The sequence below is a fragment of the Streptomyces solicavernae genome (assembly GCF_029968095.1).
Classification (GTDB): domain Bacteria; phylum Actinomycetota; class Actinomycetes; order Streptomycetales; family Streptomycetaceae; genus Streptomyces; species Streptomyces solicavernae.
Genome location: NZ_JASCIR010000029.1, coordinates 30,591 through 51,687, shown reverse-complemented (window position 1 = coordinate 51,687; position 21,097 = coordinate 30,591). Strand labels below are relative to the sequence as shown.

Annotated in this window: 15 protein-coding genes and 4 pseudogenes; 11 read left to right on the top strand and 8 right to left on the bottom strand. The window is 68.2% G+C overall.

Going from position 1 to position 21,097, the window contains the following annotated elements:
* Positions 1–9: 9 nt before the first annotated feature.
* From QIS99_RS25700 to frc, 3 genes are all read right to left on the bottom strand, one after another.
* Complete coding sequence (locus QIS99_RS25700; protein ID WP_282516022.1) at positions 10–1,677, bottom strand: L-lactate permease; 1,668 nt, start codon at positions 1,675–1,677, stop codon at positions 10–12.
* Positions 1,678–1,711: 34 nt separating this feature from the next.
* Positions 1,712–3,289: a gamma-glutamyltransferase gene (ggt, locus tag QIS99_RS25695; RefSeq protein ID WP_282516021.1), complete on the bottom strand. Its 1,578-nt coding sequence runs from the start codon at positions 3,287–3,289 to the stop codon at positions 1,712–1,714.
* Between the two features lie 698 nt (positions 3,290–3,987).
* Positions 3,988–5,217 carry a formyl-CoA transferase gene (gene frc, locus QIS99_RS25690; protein WP_282516020.1) on the bottom strand — a complete coding sequence of 410 codons (1,230 nt, stop codon included), beginning with the start codon at positions 5,215–5,217 and terminating at the stop codon, positions 3,988–3,990.
* A gap of 96 nt (positions 5,218–5,313) precedes the next feature.
* Here frc and QIS99_RS25685 point away from each other — a divergent pair.
* Positions 5,314–5,680 (top strand): annotated as a pseudogene (locus QIS99_RS25685) (hypothetical protein); the annotation flags it as partial.
* A 375-nt stretch (positions 5,681–6,055) separates the two neighbouring features.
* On the opposite strand, the gene pyk reads toward QIS99_RS25685, so the two are convergent.
* Both pyk and QIS99_RS25675 read right to left on the bottom strand, forming a co-directional pair.
* A complete protein-coding gene (gene pyk, locus QIS99_RS25680) occupies positions 6,056–7,495 on the bottom strand; it encodes a pyruvate kinase (RefSeq protein WP_282516019.1) in 1,440 nt (479 codons plus the stop codon).
* Positions 7,496–7,794: 299 nt separating this feature from the next.
* Positions 7,795–8,820 (bottom strand): 2-dehydropantoate 2-reductase, encoded by a 1,026-nt coding sequence (locus QIS99_RS25675; RefSeq protein ID WP_282516018.1) that lies wholly within the window; start codon positions 8,818–8,820, stop codon positions 7,795–7,797.
* Between the two features lie 285 nt (positions 8,821–9,105).
* On the opposite strand from QIS99_RS25675, the gene QIS99_RS25670 reads away from it, so the two are divergent.
* Positions 9,106–9,738, top strand: a complete 633-nt coding sequence (locus QIS99_RS25670) for a GntR family transcriptional regulator (protein ID WP_282516017.1) — start codon at positions 9,106–9,108, stop codon at positions 9,736–9,738.
* A 333-nt stretch (positions 9,739–10,071) separates the two neighbouring features.
* Here the strand turns inward: QIS99_RS25670 and QIS99_RS32220 are convergent.
* Positions 10,072–10,458, bottom strand: a pseudogene (locus QIS99_RS32220) (recombinase family protein); the annotation flags it as partial.
* A 146-nt stretch (positions 10,459–10,604) separates the two neighbouring features.
* On the opposite strand from QIS99_RS32220, the gene QIS99_RS25660 reads away from it, so the two are divergent.
* From QIS99_RS25660 to QIS99_RS25635, 6 genes and pseudogenes are all read left to right on the top strand, one after another.
* Positions 10,605–11,081 (top strand): MarR family winged helix-turn-helix transcriptional regulator, encoded by a 477-nt coding sequence (locus QIS99_RS25660; protein ID WP_282516014.1) that lies wholly within the window; start codon positions 10,605–10,607, stop codon positions 11,079–11,081.
* Entirely contained in the window at positions 11,078–11,641 is a 564-nt protein-coding gene (locus QIS99_RS25655; protein WP_282516013.1) for a cysteine hydrolase family protein, read from the top strand. The genes QIS99_RS25660 and QIS99_RS25655 overlap by 4 nt, the downstream gene beginning before the upstream one ends.
* 3 nt (positions 11,642–11,644) lie before the next feature.
* Complete coding sequence (locus QIS99_RS25650) at positions 11,645–13,057, top strand: MFS transporter (RefSeq protein ID WP_282516012.1); 1,413 nt, start codon at positions 11,645–11,647, stop codon at positions 13,055–13,057.
* 102 nt (positions 13,058–13,159) lie between these two features.
* Positions 13,160–14,014 carry an SDR family oxidoreductase gene (locus tag QIS99_RS25645; protein WP_282516011.1) on the top strand — a complete coding sequence of 285 codons (855 nt, stop codon included), beginning with the start codon at positions 13,160–13,162 and terminating at the stop codon, positions 14,012–14,014.
* Between the two features lie 126 nt (positions 14,015–14,140).
* A pseudogene (locus tag QIS99_RS25640) lies at positions 14,141–14,263 on the top strand (TetR family transcriptional regulator); the annotation flags it as partial.
* Between the two features lie 82 nt (positions 14,264–14,345).
* Positions 14,346–14,429 (top strand): annotated as a pseudogene (locus QIS99_RS25635) (hypothetical protein); the annotation flags it as partial.
* A gap of 609 nt (positions 14,430–15,038) precedes the next feature.
* Here QIS99_RS25635 and QIS99_RS25630 read toward each other — a convergent pair.
* Positions 15,039–16,016, bottom strand: a complete 978-nt coding sequence (locus tag QIS99_RS25630) for an amidohydrolase family protein (RefSeq protein WP_282516010.1) — start codon at positions 16,014–16,016, stop codon at positions 15,039–15,041.
* Between the two features lie 185 nt (positions 16,017–16,201).
* Positions 16,202–17,608, bottom strand: coding sequence for an MFS transporter (locus QIS99_RS25625; RefSeq protein WP_282516009.1), 1,407 nt, complete (start codon positions 17,606–17,608; stop codon positions 16,202–16,204).
* A 227-nt stretch (positions 17,609–17,835) separates the two neighbouring features.
* Here QIS99_RS25625 and QIS99_RS25620 point away from each other — a divergent pair, with 227 nt between their 5' ends.
* The 3 genes from QIS99_RS25620 (at position 17,836) to sucC (ending at position 21,096) form a co-directional block, all read left to right on the top strand.
* The gene (locus QIS99_RS25620) at positions 17,836–18,741 is read left to right on the top strand and encodes an AsnC family transcriptional regulator (RefSeq protein WP_282516008.1); all 906 of its coding nucleotides are present in this window, start codon (positions 17,836–17,838) and stop codon (positions 18,739–18,741) included.
* A gap of 363 nt (positions 18,742–19,104) precedes the next feature.
* Entirely contained in the window at positions 19,105–19,722 is a 618-nt protein-coding gene (locus tag QIS99_RS25615) for an NAD(P)H-binding protein (protein ID WP_282516007.1), read from the top strand.
* Positions 19,723–19,917: 195 nt separating this feature from the next.
* Complete coding sequence (gene sucC, locus QIS99_RS25610; protein WP_282516006.1) at positions 19,918–21,096, top strand: ADP-forming succinate--CoA ligase subunit beta; 1,179 nt, start codon at positions 19,918–19,920, stop codon at positions 21,094–21,096.
* Position 21,097: the final 1 nt, after the last annotated feature.

The window sequence follows — 21,097 nt, the reverse complement described above, 5'->3', positions numbered from 1 at the left end:
GCGTTGCCGTCAGTTCAGCAGAAATGTGGTGATCAACCCGACGACGAGGGTGACGCCCACCGCGAACGGCAGCAGGAGCCGTAGCACCTTGCCCTCCTGCCCGGCGATGGCTGCGGTGGTCGTGCCGAGAAGGATCTTGCTGGGCGCGATGGCGCTGGCGGTCGCCGCGCCTGCGGTCTGCGCGCTGAGAACAGCTGAAGTGCTCAGCCCGCCCGCTTGGGCGGTGGCTTGCTGGAAGTTTCCGAACAGCAGGTTGCTGGACATGTTGGAGCCGGTGATGAAGGTGCCGAACAGCCCGACCATGGGCGCCAACAGGAGGTAGATCCCGCCGGTCCACACCGCGACCTGGGTGGCCAGCACGGCCGCCTGCCCTGATGCCTGCATCACCTCGGCCATCCCGACCAGCGTGATGACCGCGATGGTGGGTGCCACCGACTTCTCCACCGTGCTGCTGAGGACGCGGCGCCAGGTGCCGCGGTCGAGGTGCCCGCGCTTGCGGTAGACGACGTAGCTGATCACCGCGGTCACCAGGAGCAGCGTTCCGGCATGCGTGGCGAACTCGAATCGCTCAGTCGATCCCTCGGTGACCACCCCGAGCCCGGTGTTGGTCGATGGGAAGCTCAATCCCACACTCGGCCGTGACAGCACCTCGTTGAGCGGGCCGACCAGCAGAACCACACAGGTGACCACGAGCAGGGTGCCGTACGGGATGAACGCGGCCGACAGTGTCATCGGCATCGCGCCTCCCGGGGCGGCGGCGGGCGCAGGAGGTGACGTGTGTCGTCCGCCCGAGACCGTGTCCGCTGCGCGTGGCGCCGCCACCATGGCGTCGGCCTGGTGCGCCGGCTCCAGTACGCGACTGTTCGTCACGCGCGACGGCCGGCGGTACATCGGCAACCGCGCAAGGCCGGCGGCCACGAGCAGCGCCGCGAGGCCTGCAGCGAATCCGTTGAGGGTCGGATTCCACTTCGCGAGGGCTATCGTGACCCCGCCCTGCGCCACGGATATCGAGAGCACCGCCACGAGACCCTCGCGCAGGCCGCGGAATCCGCCGTACATCCAAGAAATCACGAACCCGCTCGCGACCACGACGACCAAGATCAGCAACGCGGTTTGCCACGCGGTGGTGGCGCTCTGGTCCGCCGACAGCTTGGTGACCTGCTCCAACCCGAGCCAGGCGGCTCCCAGGGTGCCGAACGTGTTGTTCCACGCCTGCCCGATGAGTGCGATGGCCACTGCGTAGGCCGGGCGTACTCCGATGCCGATCAGCAGGGGTGCACACACTGCGACCGGCACGCCGAATCCGGTGATCCCTTGCAGGAATCCTCCGAACACCCAGCCGATTGCCATGATCTGCAGCAGCGGGTGGGCGAAGATGCGCGTCATTCCCCGCTGGAGCGGTTCAAACGCATTGGCCTCCTTCGCCACGTCATAGATCAAGATCGCGGCCAGGATGATGTAGATGATGGTGATCGATTCGAAGAAGCCTTTCACGCTCTTCAATCCGATTGCGTCGACGGGCAACTTGAACACCGTCAGCGCGATCAGCGCGGTCACCATCCAGCCCACGACGCCTGCCTCGGCGGCTCCCCAGCGGCGAAACAGCATGAGGAAGAGCAGCAGTCCCAGCGGCACGAAGGCTATGAGCCAGAGCCAGATGTTCGGTTCGAGCTTCATGGCCGTGCTCCTTTCGCCTGTGTTCCGGTCACCGTCACCAGCCGAGCGCCAGGCCCTCTCCACGCGGGTCTGCGCCGCCCGCGAGTACGCCGTCGGTGATGCGGATGGCTTGGGCATGGCCCATCGTGTCGTCCCAGGCACCGGCCTGTCGGACGGGATGTCCCAGGTTTCCGAGGGTGTCGAGGGTGGCTGCGGAGAATCGGCTCTCCATCCGCAGGTCGCGCCGGGCCTCGCCCCAGGTGCGCCCGTACAGCCAGCGCGGCGCGTCGATGGCGGTCTGCACATCGCAACCGAAATCCACGATCCGGGTGACCAGCGCGGTCGACGTCTGCGGCTGCCCTTCGCCGCCCATCGTTCCGTACACCAGGTACGGCTGTCCGTCGCGGAAGAGCATGCCGGGCATCAGCGTGTGGAAGGTGCGCTTGCCCGGTTCCAGCCGGTTCGGGTGCTCGTCGTCGAGTGAGAAGAACGAGCCGCGGTTCTGGAGGAGGACGCCGGTCTCCCCGCCGATGTATCCGGAGCCGAACTCGTGGTACAGGCTCTGGATCACCGATACCGCGTTGCCCTGGGCGTCCACCACGACACTGCAGGTGGTGTCGCCTCCCAGTCGCGTGGCCGGCATCAGCGGGCTCCCTGGTGCGTCCGTGATCCGGCCGGCCATGTCCGCCGCGTACTCCGCAGACAGCAGCCGGTCCAGTGGGATGTCGGCGAATTCGGGGTCGGTGAGGTAGCGGTCGCGGTCGCCGAACGCCTGCTTGGTGGCTTCGACCAGCAGGTGTACGTAACCGGGTCCGTGGTGGTCCATCCCTGAGATGTTGAAATTCTCCAGGATGTTCAGCGCCATGAGGTGCGCGAATCCCTGAGAGTTCGGTCCGTGCTGGTAGGCGCGGTAGCCGCGATACGTCGTGCTGATCGGCTCGGTCCAGTCGGAGGAGTGCGCGGCGAAATCGGCGGTGGTGAGCAGGCCGCCCTGGCTCTGCAGGGCACGGGTGATTTCATCGGCCACCGGGCCTTGGTAGAAGCCGTCCCGGCCCTTCTGCGCGACCGCTTCCAACGTCTCGGCGAGTTTCGGCAGTGAGAGGACTTCCCCCATGAGCGACGCGCTGCCGCCGGGCAGCATCGTGCTGCGGGTGGCCTCATGGGTACTGAGCATGTCGGTCAACTCGGCCGTGCACGAGGCAAGTCCGGCGCAGACCGCGAACCCGCTCCGGGCGTAGGTGATGGCAGGTGCCAGCAACCGCTCCAGCGGCAGCTTGCCGTACCGATCGTGTGCGGTGCACCAGCTGTCCACGGCGCCGGGCACGGTCACTACCGCCCGTGGACCCCGGGTGGGAATTTCGTGATGCCCCTGTCGGCGGTAGAAGTCGCGGGTGGCGGCCGCGCCGGCCCGACCACTGCCGTTGAGCGCGTGGACGCGCCGTGACTCCGCGTCGTAGATCAACCAGAACGCATCGCCGCCCGGACCGGTCATGTGGGGATAGACCACACCGAGCGTGGCGTTGATCGCGACCGCCGCGTCCACCGCGGAGCCACCCTCCTGGAGGACCTGCAGGCCCGCTGTGGAGGCCAGGTAATGCGGTGAACTCACCATGCCGTTACGGGCAAGCGCCACGGGGCGTGTCGTGCGAGACATAATTCGGACTCCTGATCAGGTCGTTCTAGCCTTTAGCCCGCAATTCACCTCTTAGCGCTGTGCAGTGAGCAGCACAGCAACTATTACGGGAGAGCGCGCGGCCCGGATTAATGCCGAAACGGTAGGAGCTATTTTCGGACAACACAAGGGCTCGCACGACAATTTTTCGACGGAGGAGCATTCATGCATGTAGGCGCGACCTCGCCGGATTCGACGTCGCCATATCACCAGGAGAACGAGGGTATGCCGGTAGTGGAGCCTGGTACATAAATACGCCCCAGCAGGCAGCCTGCCGTTATTGGTCTTTTGTCAGGCGCGGGCAGTGTCTGCTGTCGACGCCGACTGACGCCCACCGTCCGAAAAAACTGAATCATAAATGTGGAATGCCGTGCCCAGAATGCTGACGTCGACTTTGCAGCCGCTGTTCGCCAGAATTTGCTCGATGTCCGGGCCGGCCTCCTCTGCACGCCCCGACCCGCCCGGGGCCCCGCCGGCGCCGGTCTTGTGGGGGATGTGGCCGGGCGGTCGCGTCGACCGCTCCCGAGGGCGACTGGATTTCGGGTCGCGTTGAAGATCGAGCCACCGGAACACTCCCTCTACCTGTGCAGCGTTCGTGTCCCGCCCAAGGCTGCGGCATCAGCGGCCTCCTTGTGCGTCGTAGCGCCCCCGTCCTCCGGTCAGAGTGCGCCGGCGCCCCGGAGCTCCTCGATCTCCTGTGGCGCGTAGCCGAGGGCGCCCAGCACCTCCTCCGTGTGCTCGCCCAGCAGTGGCGAACGTTCCACCTCCACGGGGGAGTCGGACAGTCGCAGTGGACATCCGACCGTCTTGAAGCTGCCCCGCTCGGGGTGGTCCACTTCGACCACGGTGCCCAGCTCGGCCAGGGTGGGGTCGGCGATGAGTTCCTTCGTCGAGAGGATCGGGCCGCACGGGATGTCGTGAGCGTTGAGCCGGTCCATGACCTCCCACTTGGTGAGCCCGGAGGTCCACTCCTCGATGAGCGAGAAGACCTTGTCCAGCCTGGCGACACGAGCCTCGGGGGTGGCCCACTCCGGGTCGTCGGCGAGTTCCGGGCGGCCGATCAGCTCGGTGATCGGCTTCCAGCCGACGGGTTGGACGACGATGTAGACGTAGTCGTTGGGTCCGCCCGGCGCGCACCTCACGGCCCAGCCGGGCTGGCCGCCGCCGGACGCGTTTCCCGAGCGCGGCACCTCGTCGTCGAACGTCTTGTTGGGGTACTCGGCCAGCGGACCGTGCGTCAGCCGTTGCTGGTCGCGGAGCTTGACCCGGCACAGGTTGAGGACGGCGTCCTGCATGGCCACCATGACGCGCTGGCCGCGCCCGGTGTGCGTGCGCTGGTAAAGGGCGGCGAGAATGCCGGCCACAAGGTGAATGCCGCTGCCGGAGTCGCCGATCTGGGCGCCCGTCGCGGTGGGCGGCCCGTCTTCGAATCCGGTGGTGCTCATGGCACCGCCCATGGCCTGGGCCACCACTTCGTACGCCTTGAGGTCCGCGTACCGCCCGGGCCCGAATCCCTTGATGGACGCGTAGATGAGCCGCTCGTTCAGCTCCTGCAGCCGCTCCCAGCTGAATCCGAAACGATCCATCACACCCGGACCGAAGTTCTCCACGAGAAGGTCGGCCTCCTGGACGAGCCTGGTGAACACGTCCTTGCCCTGATCGGACTTCATGTTCACCGTGATGCTGCGCTTGTTGCAGTTCAGCATCGTGAAGTAGAGGCTGTCCGCGTCGGGCACGTCTCGCAGCTGCCCCCGGGTGATGTCACCGCGGCCGGGCGCCTCCACCTTGATCACGTCAGCACCGAGCCAGGCGAGGATCTGCGTAGTCGAGGGCCCTGACTGGACGTGCGTCATGTCGACGACGCGGACTCCCTCAAGTGCTTTGGCCATGGTTCCTCCGTAAGTTGTCAGGCGGCCCGGGAGGGCCGGATGTGGCTTATGGGTCTCTGCCGGTGGTGGCTTCTCAGGAGTGGCCGTCCGGCTCTCCGGGGCGCCCTGGTCCTGCTGACCGGCTACCAGACCCCGGCGGCGATCCGCCGCCGCGGGCGAGCACGGCTGACGGCCTGGCAGGCCAACCGCAGCGTCGGGGGTGCCGACACGGTTGCCACGACCGCTCCGGAGGCAGCACAGGCCCAAGCGCCACAGCCGCCGCCTGCGACGGGTGTTCCACATGTCCGCCCAGACCATCCGCGACGGGCCGAACCGCGACATCTACCTGAAGAAGTGCGACGAGGGCTGCAAGCACGTCCAGGCCGTCATCGCTCTGGCTCGCCGACGCGCCGGCGTCCTGTGGGCCTTGCTGCGCGACAACCGGGTCTTCACCCCCGTCCTGCCGGTCGCGCAGGCGGCTTGACTTCGTCATGGAGACTCCTGAGTGCCGCAATCCCTGCTGATGCGGGATTGCATACGGTATGTGTTCTAGGCCAACCATGGGCCCGCGTTCAGCCCCTGGAGGCGGGGCCCCATTCCGCGGCGTATCGGCTCCGGCCGGATGTCGTGGGGGTCGCCTGACCTGTCCGCCTGTCCGCCAGTCCGCCTGTTTCCGTGACACCCTCACGGCGAAATCTCCGTATACTGTATGCAGTCTTAGTTTCGGTGTCCAGAGGGACTTGTGTCGGGGAGGCAGGAGGCGACGTGGAGGTCCTGCCGCTGCCCGGACCCTGATCCGGGCCACAGACGGCCGTTGACAGGCCACTGCAGATGCCGGGGGTCAGCAACTGCTCCGCTGTCATCCCTCCACGCGCAACACGCGCAGCGAGTCTGTCGAACCCGGCACGCCACTGATGCTCCCCGACACCACCACGACAACATCGCCTGGACGGCACGCGCGCATGGAGAGCAGCAGTCGGCTTACTTCGGCCGGCATCGTCTCCGCGGTGGTGGCGGGTGCCAGCACCGCGGACGCGACCCCCCAGGAGAGCGACAGCTGCACCCGGACAGAGTCGTCGTGGGTGAGCGCATAGAGCGGCAGCGGCGGCCGTCGGCGTGCCAGGCGCCGGGCGGTGTCGCCGGTTCGGGTGAGGCAACACAGGGCAACTGCGCCAAGACGCCTGCCGACCGCGCACGCCGCCGCTGCGATCGCGTCACCAGCGCCGGATGCGGCTTGCCCTTGTACGTCAGTGCCCCATTCCGGCCCGTCGGCCGGGAGCGTCTGCGGCACGGCGAACTCTGCTTCTTCGACGATCCGCGCCATCGTGGCCACCGTGTGTGCGGGATGGGCGCCCACACTCGTCTCCGCGGACAGCATCACGGCGTCCGCTCCGTCGAGGACCGCATTGGCGACATCCGACACCTCTGCCCGGGTGGGTCGACGGTCGCTGACCATCGAGTCGAGCATCTGGGTCGCGACGATCACCGGCTTCGCCGCGTCGCGGCACAGGCGGACGGCCCGTTTCTGCACGGTGGGTATCTGCTCCATCGGCATTTCCACACCCAGGTCGCCGCGCGCCACCATCAGGCCGTCGAAGGCCTCCACGATCTCTGGGAGGTCTGTGACGGCCTCCGGCTTCTCCAGCTTGGCGATGACGGGCACCCGTCTGCCGACCTCGTCCATGACTGCGCGTGGGAGCTCCACCTCGTGCGGAGCGCGGACGAAAGACATGGCAACCATGTCGACCCCCGCGCGCAGCGCGAACCTCAGGTCCTCGGTGTCCTTGTCCGACAGCGCGGGAACGCTGACGGCGCCCCCTGGCAGCGTGATGCCCTTGTGGTTGCTGACCGGGCCGCCGTGCACGACACGGCATCGGATGTCGCTCCCGGCGGTGTCGAGCACGCACAGTTCGACCCTTCCGTCGTCGACCAGCAGGCGATCGCCCGGCTGCACGTCGGCCGCCAGATGACGGTACGTGGTGGAGACGCGGTCATGGTCGCCCGGGCAGTCGGCCGTTGTGATCACGATCCGCTCGCCGGTCGCCCAGACAACCGGGCCGGCGGCGAACCGCCCCAGCCGGATCTTCGGGCCCTGCAGGTCCGCAAGTACGCCGACGGCGCGGCCGCGTTCGGTGGAGACCTGGCGGACCATGTCGTAACGGGCCTGGTGGTCGGAGCGCGTGCCGTGACTGAAGTTGAGCCGCGCCACGTCCATTCCGGCGTCGATGAGCTGTGCGAGCAGCGGCGCCTTGTCAGTGGCAGGCCCAAGGGTGCATACGATCTTTGCTCGGCGGTTCACCGTGCTCCCTGGGTTGTGGGTGCCTGCCGGGCCCGGGAGCGTCCCACTCTCGGGGCCCGGCAGGCGGTTCAGGAGAGGAGGTTCGGAAGATGCTCATGACCGAACCGGTCCTTGGTTTCGGAGGTTTCCGCGGACGGTGCTGCCGTGCAGCCAAGGTGATCGCGAAGAGTGCCCGCTGGGGCCGTGAGGGCGAAGGTGGTCGGCTACCACTGGCCAGCATGGAGGTGGACGACGAGACACCAGGTCACGACCTGCTGCACGTCTGAGCAGCGATCAGCAGAACACCTGCCGGTGGGCTGCTAAGCGGATACGGTCTGCGCCTCCTTGCCGGCAACTCCCTTGTCCCGCGTGACCGCTGGCGCGCAGGTCCGCGCGAGGAGGTCTGTAGCCGCGTGCACGGCACGCAGCGTCGGGGCATCAGCGCCCGTGATGTCCGCCATTTCCACCACGGCCGTCACGATGGCGTCGAGCTCCAACTGCTTGCCGGCCTCAAGATCCTGCAGCATCGAGGTTTTGTGGTGTCCGACGTTCTCCGCGCCGCGCAGCCGCTTCTCGATGGAGATGTCCGGGGCGCTGCCGACCCTGGCGGCGATGTCGAGGGTCTCCTCCATCATCTGCACCACGAGTTGTTTGGTGTGCGGGTTCTGGCAGATCTCGACCATCGTCGCCCTCGTCAGCGCGCTGAGCGGATTGAAGGCAACGTTTCCCATCAGCTTGATCCAGATGTCGTCGCGCAGGTCAGCCTCGACCGGGCTCTTCAGTCCTCCAGCGATCATCGCCTCGCTCAGCGCTGTGCAGCGCCCGGAGATCTCGCCCGATGGCTCGCCGATAGAGAAGCGTGTGCCCTCCAGATGCCGGATGACGCCGGGCGCCTCGATGACCGTGGCCGGGTAGACCACGCAGCCGATGGCCCGCTCTGGTGGCAGCACGGCGCTGGTGGCACCGCCAGGGTCGACCGTCTCGATGCGGTGGCCCCGGTACGGCCCGGGAAGGTCGTGGAAGTACCACCACGGGATTCCGTTCTGTGCCGCGACCACGGCCGTGTGCTCACCGAGCAGGGGTTCCACGAGGGGGGCGCAGGAAGGGTAACTGTGCGCTTTCAACCCGAGAAAGACGTAATCGACAGGCCCGACCTCGGCCGGGTCGTGCGTTGCGTTCGGGCGTGCCACGAAGTCGCCGCGCGGACTGATCACGCGCACTCCGCTCTCTCGCATCACACGCAGGTGCTCTCCTCGCGCGATGAGGTGCACTTCGGCTCCACCCCGGTGCAATGCGGCGCCCCAGTAGGCGCCGATCGCTCCGGCGCCGACGACTGCGATCTTCACTGTGGCTCCTCCCTGTAGGTATTTGGATACTGTATACACTTCGTTTTTGCGTGTCCAGCCCTGCCGCAGGGCACGATGCCAACCTCGGCACATCCGGCCGTATCTCAACTTCTGTCTTTCGTCGACCGTATACTCAAACCAATCGGGCCCCGGTCTTCGCGTCCGGGCCGAATCGACCAAACCGGGGAGTTGGGCATGACGAATGGAGGCCGCTCAGTGGCGGCCGGGCGCAAGGCGCCCGCAGGGACAGCCGTACGCCGCGAAGTGCGCGCGGTGGAGCGGCCAGTGCCTCTGAGGCAGGCCGTCTACGACGCCATTGCCGACATGATCATCAAGCGGGTGCTGCAGCCCGGCGAGCACATCGTGGAGGCCGAACTCGCCGCCCAGCTCGGGGTGAGCCGGCAACCCGTAAGGGAAGCACTGCAACGCCTCTGCACCGAGGGGTGGGTGGACCTGAGGCCGGCGCAGGGAGCGTTCGTCCACGTGCCCACGAAGGAGGAAGCCGACCACCTGATGGCAGTGCGCGCCCTGTTGGAGTCGGAGTCCGCTCTACTGGCGGCGGAGCGAGCCACACCGAAGGACATCGAGCGCCTGTGGGAGCTGCAGGAGGCCGGCGAGAGGGCTCTCGCCGCCGATGATTCCGAGGGCCTCGTCGCAGCCAACGCAAACCTGCACGCCGAGCTGATGCAGATCGCGGGCAACTCCGTACTCATTGAGCACATCGCCATGGTCGACCGGCGCATGCGCTGGTACTACGCGCCGATCGCCCTCGTACGCGGGCGCAAGGCCTGGGACGAGCACGCCTCCCTCATCAGGGCCGTCGCCGCTCACAATGCCCAGCACGCCTGCGAGCTGATGCGCCGTCATACGGAGACGACGCGCACGATGTACGCCGAGCAGCACGAGGCCTCAGTCTGACGCCTCCGGTCAGGCGTCTCCGTCTTCTTGACCGGGTCGACCGGACCGTTCACAGGGTTGGGCCCCAGGGGTGCTGCCTCCCTCTTGCGGGCCCTCCTCCGCTACCGATGCTGCTGCTCAGCCCGTCCAGTGCCCGGGTGGCCGCTGCCGCGACGGCCCTGTTCTCCCGGAGCTGCCGCGAAGTGTAAGTAGCTCTCTGCAGCGGATCTGGGGTGCGGTTGTCAGCGTTTTCGATCTTCTGGGGTCATCGGGGGCCGTGCTCGGCGACGTTGGTCCGGTCATGAGGACCGGAAGGAGCTTGGGGTGCGGCAGGAGTGGGAGCCGGAGGACACGGGCGAGGGTCTGCACCATGAACTTCACGGTGAACAGCAGTTCTCCGGTGCGCGGGTGGCGTGCGGTGAGGTCCATGCCGGAGAACGCGCCGTCGTGGATGCGCAGGGCGAGATGGTCTCGGTGCAGGACGTCGAGCACGTCAAGGATGTGTCCGGTGCCGCGCACCAGGCGGAGCATCTCGGAGATGTGCACGGTGTCGCCCGGCCGCGCGTACGCCAGCAGTTCGCCGAACTTCGGCCGCTGAAGCGGGTGAAGGCGGCTGGACGTTCCGGCATCCTCCTCGAAGACAACCGGGTCCTCGATCCCGGCCTCGTCCAGGACAAGGTCCTGACGGTCGGTCGACTGCTGGTCGGTCGACACTCGCTTGTAGACGAGATTGGCCGACAGGCAGCGCCCCGTCGGCACCGCTAAACCGTCGAGGTCTTTTCCCGGTCAGGTGGGAGACCACCCTTCGCTGCTCGTCGGTCCCTCCCGATGCGCGGGAATGCTCCATGAAACTTGTCAGTTTCCCTGATGATATGTATATTGCAAGTATGTCGAATGCCGTGGATCCTGCCGAGCTGTCCGAGGACATACGTGCCCTGATATGGGCATACACCCGCCGCCTGAGTGGTGAGTCGCAGGCCGTCGGCGATCTCACCCTGTCGCAGCAGACCGTGCTGGCCCGGCTGCATCAGGCACCAGGTGCGACCAGTGCCGAGCTGGCCCGGGCGGAGTACGTGAGCCCCCAGTCGATGAGCAGCACGGTCTCCACTCTGGTCGACGCGGGTCTGGTCGCCGTGTCGCCTGATCCGCGCGACGGCCGTCGCCGCAGGCTGGACCTGACGGACGAGGGGACCGCCGCCATCGAGGCGGTGCGCGCCCACAAGGCGGACTGGCTGCGCGGCCGGCTCGTCGCCGAGCTCACCCCGGCCGAGCAGCGGCAGCTGGCCGACGCGGTCGTCCTGCTGCGGCGTCTCCTCGGCCCCGATACGACCCCGACCACCCCGTCATCGAAGGGACCATCATGAGCATCACCAGGATCGACCCCGTCAGTGCGCTGATCGCGATCGACCTCCAGAACGGCATCCTCGCGCTGGCCGGGGCCGAGGACGCCCGGCGGATCGTCGAGCGGACCGCGGAGCTGGCCGACGCCTTCCACGCGGCCGGGCTGCCGGTCATCTGGGTGACCGCCCTCGGGCGTCCCGCAGGGCGCACCGAGGTGCCGCTGCCCGGCGGCGAGCCCCCGGCCGACTTCGCCGTCCTGGACGAGCGGCTGCCGGTCGCCGAGAAGGACCTGCAGGTGGCGAAGAAGGCCCTGAGCGCCTTCACCTCCGCAGAGGTCACCGGGCTGCTGGCCGACCGGGCCGTGACGAACGTCGTGGTCACCGGCATCGCGACCGGGATGGGTGTGGAGTCCACGGCCAGGGCGGCCTACGACGCGGGGTACTCCGTCACCGTCCCCACGGACGCGGTCACGGACCTGAGCGTCGAACGCGGCCGGCTCAGCCTCACGCTCGCGCTGCCGGCCATCGCCGAGACCGGCACCACCGCGGACGTCCTCGCGGCCCTGCGCCGGACGCGGGACTGAGCCATGCCGCGCACCACCACCCCGGAAAGCCGCGTCTTCAGCCGCGGGTTCACCTGGACCCTCCTGTTCGGAGTCACCCTCAACCCGATCAACTCGTCCATCATCGCCACCGCGCTGGTGAGCATCGCGGACGACCTCGGCGTGACCGCGGTCCAGACAGCCCTGCTCGTGTCCGCGCTGTACCTGGTCAGCGCGATCTGCCAGCCGCTGATGGGGAGGCTGGCCACCCGCTACGGGGCACGGTCGGTGTTCATGGCCGGCATCGTGCTGGTCGGGATCGGCGGTGCGGTCGGCTGGGTGGCGCCGAACATCTCCTGGCTGGTGGTCTCCCGCCTGATCATCGGTCTGGGAACCTCCGCGGCCTATCCGACGGCGATGATGATGATCAACCTCAAGGCCGAGGCTGCGGGGGTTCCCCTCCCCAGCCGGATCCTCAGCCTGGTCGCGGCCGCCGGCCAGGTGACAGCGGCCATCGGGCTGCCGCTCGGCGGAGCCCTGGTCTCCGGCTTCGGCTGGCGGTCGGTGTTCGTCATCAACGTGCCGCTGGCCGTGGTGAGCCTCATCGCCACCCTGGTGTTCGTACCTCGGGGCGCTCTCGACCGCCGGGACCACAGCGCCTCGTTCACCCAGCACATGGATCCGGTCGGAATCCTGCTGTTCGCCGTCCTGATGACCGCCCTGCTCGGCTTTCTCAGCGACCTGGCCGATCCCCGCTGGTGGCTGCTCGCCGTCTTCGCGGGAGTCGCTCTCGCGCTGACGTACTGGGAGCGGCGGCAGCGTTCCCCCCTCGTGGATGTGCGGATGCTCGCGAGCAACGGAGCCCTGCGGCGCACCTACGTGCGTCTGATCATGACCTTCACCGTCATGTACGGCGCGCTGTACGGCGTGGGGCAGTGGCTGGAGGAGGCCCGCGGCGTCGATCCGGGCAGGATCGGCCTGCTGATGCTGCCGATGTCGGTCATGAGCGCCGTGGTCGCCCTGATGCTCGGCAAGAGCCACTCGATCCGGCTGATGCTCGTGGGCACGGCTGTCTTCGTCGTGGCCGGCGGGGGATGCCTGTGGCTGTCCGGCGCCCAGGACTGGCTCGTCTGGCCCGTGATCGCGATGACCTTCCTGGGCGTCGCGATGGGACTGGGAAACGTCGGCAATCAGGCCATGCTCTACCTGAAGAGCGCACCCGACCAGATCGGCGTGAACAGCGGGTTCTACCGGACCGCCTCCTACATCGGAGGGTTCATCGCCACCGGCCTCATCGGCGCCACCTTCGCCGGCGGCGCGACCAACGGCGGCATCATCCTGTTCGCGATCGTCTTCGCCGCCCTGGGCGCGGCACTCCTCCTGATCAGCCTCGCCGACCCCCGCATCCCCAGGACCTCGCCCACGGCCAACAAACCCGCGGACTCCATGCAGAGCTGAGGCAAAGCTCCCGCACGGTGCGGCGAGCACATCACCGCACCAGCCCACCAAGCACCCCGGCCTCGAACCCGGAACCCCACACCCCCTCGAAGGATCAGCACCATGACGACATACGCTGTCACCGCTGCGACCGGACAGCTCGGCACCCTGGTCACCGACCAGCTGCTGGCCAAGAACGTCGAGTCCGCCTCGATCACCGCCGTCGCACGCGACGCGGACAAGGCTGCCCCGTTCGCCGCACGCGGCGTCACCGTCCGCACCGCGGACTACGACGACCGGGAAGCACTCGAAGCCGCCTTCGACGGCGTGGACCGCCTGCTGTTCATCTCCGGCAGCGAGGTGGGGAGGCGTGTACCCCAGCACCGCAACGTCATCGAAGCGGCGAAGGCCGCCGGTGTCGGCCGCGTCTACTACACATCGGTCCTGCGCGCGACGGACAACCCGATGGTTCTCGCGCCCGAGCACAAGGCCACGGAGGAGATGCTGGCCGAATCCGGTATCGCCCACACGATTCTGCGGCACGGCTGGTACACCGAGAACTACACCGCCGAGGTACCCCGCCACATCGCTCGTGGAGTACTCCTGCACGCCGGCGGCGACGGACGCATCGCGGCCGCGACGCGGGCGGACTTCGCCGAGGCCGACGCCCAGGCCCTGCTGACCGACTACGAGGCCAACGTGACGCTGGAGTTGGGCGGCGTCTCATTCACCTACGCCGACCTGGCGCGCACCATTTCCGAGGTGTCGGGCACGGCGGTCGAGCCCCAGCCCGTCACGCCGCAGGAGTTCCGGCAGATCCTCCTCCAAGGCGGCATGGACGAGAACACTGCCGGTTTCCTCGCGCGCCTGGAGAGCGATGTCGCCGCCGACAGGCTCGACGGCGACTCGACGAACCTCACCGATCTCCTCGCCCGCCCGGTGACCCCCCTCAGCATCGCGGTGCGAGCGGCCTTGTGAACTGACCCGGCCCCGTGGCTCGCACCGTCAGCACGGGCGGCCGATCCCCGGGTTGTCTTGCCAGGTGCCATGGCCCCGATAGTCAGTTGAGTTCAACTCACCGTCCAGGCGGACAATGACGACGGGTTGCTGTGCGCTGCCGCCGAGGAACTCGCGGCGGCCGGACAGCTCGAGGTGGCGGCCGTGGCCCGCAGGGCCGGGGTCAGTGTCGGCCTGCCCTACCGCTACTTCGGCACCCGCAGAGGCCTGCTCATCGCCCTGGCGGAGGACTTCCACGAGCGCCTTGGCAAGGCCAGCGCGCTGAGCAGTTACCTTCGACAACGGCGCCACGGTGGTCCTGCCCGGCAGTCACCGCTGGAACGAAGGACGCCGCCCCACCGACAGCGACCCGCGGCTGCCCGCGACCATGCCCGCGGGATCCTGCGTGTTCTTCCTCGGCACCCTCCGGCACGGCGGCGGAGCCAACCGCTCCGACACCGACCAGCTCGCCGTCACCGCCCAGCACTGCGGGCGGTGGCTACGCCCCCAGGAGACCTACACCCTCTCCACCGACCGCGACACCGCCAGGGCGTCTCCGAGGACATCCGCCGCATGCTCGGCTACAGCATCCACCCCCCTTCGTCGGCGCCGTCAACGGCATGCACACCAGGCGCCTCCTCGAAACGCGGATGCCGTCAACGCCGGACCCGGCCGCCGCCGGCGCCATCAAAGCGGCAGGCGGAGAACACTGACGCACCGCCACCCGTCAGCTCCACGAGCACGTTCACTCGCGGCGAGGGCCGAATGGGCGGCCAGCCGAACTGTTCGAAGGCGCCCCCGCGCGAGGACAGGCGCGCACGGCACCGAACCGGTCACGACTTCGGACCGGCCAAGGCGGGCCGGGGGCCTCTGCGGTCCCCCGAAGCAACGAGGGCCATCAGCGTCGAGGTGGCTACCGTGCACCGTGTCAGAGATAGGGGGCACCGACGGTCGTCGCTGGCATGCCGCTCGACGTAGTAACCCGGGATCCTGCGAGCCTGCTCACTCACTCCTCTTTCGAAGGCACCCGGTAGAGGCTGTCAGCGTTGCCGGAAAGGATGGCACGGATGTCCTCGGCGGGCAGGCGGGCGTTGCGGATGTAGTCGAATGCCCTGACGTACTTCTCCTCCTGGAAGTAGGGGTGGTCTGAGCCGGCCAGGACGCGGTCGGCACCGAAGGTCTCGACGGTGAGCCGGAGCGAGGGTTCGTGGAAATTCGCGGCGTCGAACCACATGGTGCGCAGGGTGCCGAGGGGCGATGCCGGGAAGGCCTGCCAGTCGGTGTAGTTGTCCTCGATCCGCTGGACGAGGAAGGGGAGATCTCCGCCGAGGTGGGCGATGTGGAAGCGCAGGTTCGGGTAGCGGCGCGGGATGTCTGCCTTGAGTAGGTGGAGCACTGCCGTGGCGTCCTCCACGGGGGCGCCGTTCACCCATTCCAGATGACGCGAGTTGATCATCGGGGACAGGGCGCCGGAGCCGGTGGGGTGCACGTTCACTGTCGCCGCGCGCTCGTCGAGCGCTTCCCATATCGGGTCGAACCTCTTGTCTGCCGGTGAGAGCCCACCGGGCAGCACCGTCGTCAGGGAGATGCCGATGCATCCGAGTTCGTCGAACAGGCGCGGAATCTCGGCGAGGGACTCCTCCACATGGGGGAGGGGGACGGCACCGTAGGCGAGGAAGCGGCCGGGGTGGCGTCTTACGAGCGTGGCGTATTCGTCGTTGATGCGGCGCGCGGCGGCCAGTGACGAACTGCTCTGGGGGCCCGACGGCGACTGGGGTGTCACGGCGATGATCTGGGTCTCGACGTTCGCGCGGTCCATCCAGCGCAGCCGGGCCGAGAGGTCCGCATCGGTCGAGTCGGCGGCGATCCCGCGGGCGATCGCGGTGCTGGCCGCGGGGACGCCGCTCTCCTCCAGCAGGTCGAGATACCCCGCCGGGTAGATGTGCGCGTGGGTGTCGATAGCGCGCCCGCCCGGACCGGACACGGTGGCGGTGGTCGCTGCCCGGGCGGGGGCGGCTGCGGCAGAGGGGACGAGGAACCCTCCGGCGGTGGCTCCCGCTCCGGCTGCGAGCAGGCTTCGCCTAGTAAGCTTCGGCATATTTTCTCCAGGTTGAGGTCGGGGATAGGAGGGGAAGGGGGAGGTATCGGGCCGGGCGGGCCAGCTCGTCGTCACGCCCGTTCGGGCAGGGCCTTCGACGGCGCCTCGTTCGAGGCGCGGGCGAGCGCGGCGAGGACGATGGTGGCCGCGCCGAGGGCGAAGCCGATGGATCCGATCGTGGTGAGTGCCTCGGCCGACGATCCGCCGCGGGCGCCTCCGGAGGGTGCCATGGCCGCGGTGAGCGCGGCGACGAGGGCGCTGGCGATCGCGGTGCCGATCGCGCGCAGGAGTGCGTTGACCCCGTTCGCGGATCCGATCTCCCGGTCGGGGGCGTAGCGGACGACAAGCATGGGCAGTGCCGCGTAGCCGATGCCGACACCGGCGCTGATGACCGTGGTCCACACGATCGCCAGCGGCGCGTTCAAGGAGGCAACGAGGCCCAGGCTGTAGCCGACGGCTGTGACGGCCGCTCCGATGGTGAGAACGCTGCGCGGACCGAAACGCTGGGCGATCCCGGCGCTGAGAGGGGCGACGGCGAACATCACCAAGGCGGTCGGGATCATGGCCAATCCCGCCGAGCTCGCGCTCCACGAGAATCCGTCCTCTGCCTCGGAACCCTGCAGCCGCAGCGTGGTCAGCAACAGGTTCGTGAACATCAGGATGCCCAGCACCAGCGAGGCCAGGTTGGTGAACAGCAGCGGGCGTGAGGCGGAGGTGCGCAGGTCCACGATGGGCGAGGTCCGTCGCAGCTCGAGGAAGCCCCAGCCGAGGGTGACGACGATTCCGATGCCGAACGTGGTGAGCGTGGCGACGCTCCCCCAGCCCCAGATGCCGCCCTGCGACAGGCCGACCAGCAGCGCGGGCAGGGCCACCGACAGCAGGATCGCGCCCGTGAGGTCAAAGGAACCGCTGTCGTCGCTCGGGCGGTTGCGCGGGAGGACGACGGCGATGAGCGCGATGGACGCGACGGAGAGGGCCGCCGACAGCCAGAACATCGACTCCCAGCCGAGCGCCGAGAGCATCACGCCACCCAGCGGGATGCCGATCGACCCGCCCACACCCAGTGTCGAGCTCAGCACCGCGAGTGCTCCACCGACCCGTCGCCCGGGCAGGATGTCCTTCATCTGAGCCATCGCGACCGGTACGAGTGCGGTGCCCACGCCCTGCATGGCGCGGCCCGCGATCAGCGTCTCGATCCCTCCGAGCGGGGCGAGGACCGAGCCCGCGAGGACGAACGACATCGCAATGATCATGATGCGACGCTTGCTGAACAGGTCGGAGAGGCGTCCGAAGATCGCGGTGGTGACCGCGCCGATCAGCAGGGTGGCGGTCACCAGCCAGGATGTCAGCCCGGTGCTGGTGTCCAGGAGCCTCGGGAACTGCGGAACCGCGGGCACGACAAGCGTCTGCTGCAACGCCACGACGAGGCAGCAGAAGGCTGCGACCGCGATGAGGCGGGTGTCGGACGATCGCGGCATCTCAGGATCACGCGTACGTGTGAGGTCAGGGACAGACATCGGGCTCTCCTGTGGAATTGCGTCACCTTCAGGAGCACGCGAGCGGCCCCTGCTGCGGTCACTTCAGCAGGGCGCCACCGAGATCGGTTGCGTGATGCATGTATGCAGCATATTTTGGGGTTCTGAGCCGCGGAGACAAGTGTTTCTCGTCAAGATCTGCATGGATTCGGCATCGTGTGGGAGGTGCTGTGCCGGACACAACGGCGGATGCCCCGGGTGTCGTGCTCGACCCACTGGACCGACGGCTCCTCACTGTCCTCGACCGCGATCCGGCGGGCAGCATCGCAAGCTTCGCCGAGCAGCTCGGGGTGAGCGCCCGGACGGTCGCCCGCCGTCTGGCCCGCCTCCAGGCCACGAGGGTCGTCCGCGTCATGGGGCGGACCCTGCCGGGGTTCGGTGGCCGCTTGGCGCAGCTCGTACGTGCGGAGGGCGCCCCGGACAGGGTCGCCGCCCTCGCAAGGCTGATGGCTGAGCAGGAGCACACCCGCTGGGTACGGCTCTCTCGCGACGCGACCGAGCTCATGTGCGGCTCTGTGACCCCTGCGGCGCAGGCCGACGAGGCGCTCCAGCGGCTGGTGCATGATCCCCGTCTGCGGCGCGTCCGCGTCCACGAGCTGCTGCAGGTCTGGGGCGAGACCTCGAGCGCTGTCGTCTCACCGCCGCGCGACCTCGACCTCACCGACCGTCGGCTCCTCGAACTGCTCGAGCGCGACGGCCGGATGGAGACCTCCGAGCTGGCGCGGAACCTCAATGTCGATCCGAGCACGGCGTCCCGTCGGCGCCGCCGGCTCCTCGAGGACGGCGTCCTCTATTTCGAGGCCGACATCCACCCGGCGGCCTGGGGCACCACCGCCGACGCCATGCTGTGGATCCGCATGAGCCCCGGCCGCATCGGTGAACTCGGCGCCGCTCTGCGGACACATCCCGGCATTCGCTTCACCGCCGCGACCAGCGGGGAGTGTTCGCTCGTCGCGCACGTCGTACTGCCGGACGGCGGCACCCTCCTCGCCTTCGTCGACGAACACCTCAGCAACTACGGCGTCCAGGACATCGACATCGTGCCGATGAGCCGGGTACTCAAACGCACCCGCTGATCGGCGGGACACCGGGCGGCGGCCGACCGCACATCCGCGGCACACCAGCGATGACTGCGACTAGCAGAGACAGGACAGTTGCCAGGGCGACGAGCAAGAGACGCGTCAAAGGTCCGGAACTCAACGGCCGACATCCTTCTGTGAAGGTGGCCGTTCCGAGACATGCCGCCTCAGCCCGACCACCGAAGCACGATGGTTGGCTGAGACGGTGTAACCCCTGGGAAGCGGCGGGCCGTTACAGGTCCGCGCAGCCGCGAGGTCACGCCCTCAATCAGTTCTCGGATGATAAGCGACCCCAGGAGAGCACGCCAGAGTGTGGTCATGAGCGAGAGCCATCGGCCATCGCTCAGGGTGACCACAGGGATGACCCTGGCAGGAATACGCGACGCCTCAACATGCGAGCCCACCAGTCTCAAACCCCTACCCCAGCACCGCAACGTCATCGAAGCGGCGAAGGCCGCCGGTGTCGGCCGCGTCTACTACACATCGGTCCTGCGCGCGACGGACAACCCGATGGTTCTCGCGCCCGAGCACAAGGCCACGGAGGAGATGCTGGCCGAATCCGGTATCGCCCACACGCTTCTGCGGCACGGCTGGTACACCGAGAACTACACCGCCGAGGTACCCCGCTACATCGCTCGTGGAGTACTCCTGCACGCCGGCGGCGACGCCCAGGCCCTGCTGACCGACTACGAGGCCAACGTGACGCTCGAGTTGGGCGGTGAGCCCTTCACCTACGCCGACCTGGCGCGCACCATTTCCGAGGTGTCGGGCACGGCGGTCGAGCCCCAGCCCGTCACGCCGCAGGAGTTCCGGCAGATCCTCTTCCAGGGCGGCATGGACGAGAACACTGCCGGTTTCCTCGCGCGCCTGGAGAGCGATGTCGCCGCCGGCAGGCTCGACGGCGACTCGACGAACCTCACCGATCTCCTCGCCCGCCCGGTGACCCCCCTCAGCATCGCGGTGCGAGCGGCCTTGTGAACTGACCCGGCCCCGTGGCCCTCACCGGCGCATAGAGCCGAGGGCCTGAGCCTCACGCAGAGCTACTTGTCACTTCGCGGCAGCTTCGGGAGAACAGGGCCGCGGCGCGCGGGGAAGGATTGCATACAGTATCCCAAGCGTTTATTCTCCATGCATGCCGCAGGACATCGACGCCAGCGGCTGGGAGGCAGACAGATGGATCTGTACGAATACCAAGCGCGCGACCTCTTCGCCGCGCACGGCGTCCCGGTACCCCCTGCGATCGTGGCCGAGACCCCGGAGCAGGCCCGTGCCGCCGCCGAAATGATCGGCGCTCCGGTGATGGTCAAGGCCCAAGTGAAGACAGGCGGCAGAGGCAGGGCCGGCGGCGTGAAGATGGCCGCGACACCGCGCGAGGCCGCGTCCAGGGCCGGAGACATCCTCGGCATGGACATCAAGGGCCACACGGTCCGGCGGGTGCTGATCTCACCGGCCAGCGACATCGCAGAGGAGTACTACGTCTCCTTCTTGCTCGACCGCGCGAGCCGTACCTTCCTCGCGATGGCCTCGGCGGAGGGAGGCATGGAGATCGAACAGCTCGCGGCGGAGAAGCCCGAAGCTCTGGTGAGGATCCCCATCGGCCCCGCCACCGGAGTCAACGAAGCGACAGCGCGCGCGATCGTCACTGCAGCGGGGTTCCCGGCACCGGTCGCGGAGTCAGCCGCTGAGACGATCGTGAAGCTGTGGGAGACGTTCGTCAGCGAGGACGCCCTGCTGGTAGAGGTCAACCCGCTGGTGCGTGACGCGAACGACCGCATCGTGGCGCTGGACGGCAAGGTCACACTCGACGGCAACGCCCGCTTTCGGCACAAGGAACACGCGACTCTCGCGGTCACCGACTCCGCGGACCCGTTGGAGGCCAGAGCGCGGGAGAAGGACCTCAACTACGTCAAGCTCGACGGCCAGGTCGGGGTCATCGGCAACGGCGCGGGCCTGGTGATGTCCACACTGGACGTCGTCGCCTACGCCGGTGAGCGCCATGGCGGGCTGAGGCCCGCGAACTTCCTCGACATCGGGGGCGGCGCCTCCGCCGCGGTGATGGCGAACGGGCTCGAAATCATCCTCAGCGATCCGGACGTCCGCAGCGTCCTGGTGAACGTCTTCGGCGGGATCACGTCCTGCGACGCGGTCGCCGACGGCATCGTCCAGGCGTTCCAACTCCTTGAGGGGCAGGGAGATCCGGTGAACCGGCCCGTGGTGGTCCGCCTGGACGGCAACAACGCCGAGCAGGGCCGGGCGATCCTCGAACAGGCGGACCTGCCGGGCGTACGCCAGGTGCATTCCATGGACGGCGCGGCCGAGACGGCCGCCGAACTCGCGGCCGCAGGAGCGTGAC

What these genes read in the sequence shown, in the direction of transcription:
- QIS99_RS25700 (WP_282516022.1), bottom strand. Translation starts at nt 1,677, where the DNA reads ATGAAGCTCGAACCGAACATCTGGCTCTGGCTCATAGCCTTCGTGCCG.
- frc (WP_282516020.1), bottom strand. Translation starts at nt 5,217, where the DNA reads ATGGCCAAAGCACTTGAGGGAGTCCGCGTCGTCGACATGACGCACGTC.
- QIS99_RS25660 (WP_282516014.1), top strand. Translation starts at nt 10,605, where the DNA reads ATGTCGAATGCCGTGGATCCTGCCGAGCTGTCCGAGGACATACGTGCC.
- QIS99_RS25655 (WP_282516013.1), top strand. Translation starts at nt 11,078, where the DNA reads ATGAGCATCACCAGGATCGACCCCGTCAGTGCGCTGATCGCGATCGAC.
- QIS99_RS25650 (WP_282516012.1), top strand. Translation starts at nt 11,645, where the DNA reads ATGCCGCGCACCACCACCCCGGAAAGCCGCGTCTTCAGCCGCGGGTTC.
- QIS99_RS25645 (WP_282516011.1), top strand. Translation starts at nt 13,160, where the DNA reads ATGACGACATACGCTGTCACCGCTGCGACCGGACAGCTCGGCACCCTG.
- QIS99_RS25625 (WP_282516009.1), bottom strand. Translation starts at nt 17,608, where the DNA reads ATGCCGCGATCGTCCGACACCCGCCTCATCGCGGTCGCAGCCTTCTGC.
- QIS99_RS25615 (WP_282516007.1), top strand. Translation starts at nt 19,105, where the DNA reads ATGACCCTGGCAGGAATACGCGACGCCTCAACATGCGAGCCCACCAGT.
- sucC (WP_282516006.1), top strand. Translation starts at nt 19,918, where the DNA reads ATGGATCTGTACGAATACCAAGCGCGCGACCTCTTCGCCGCGCACGGC.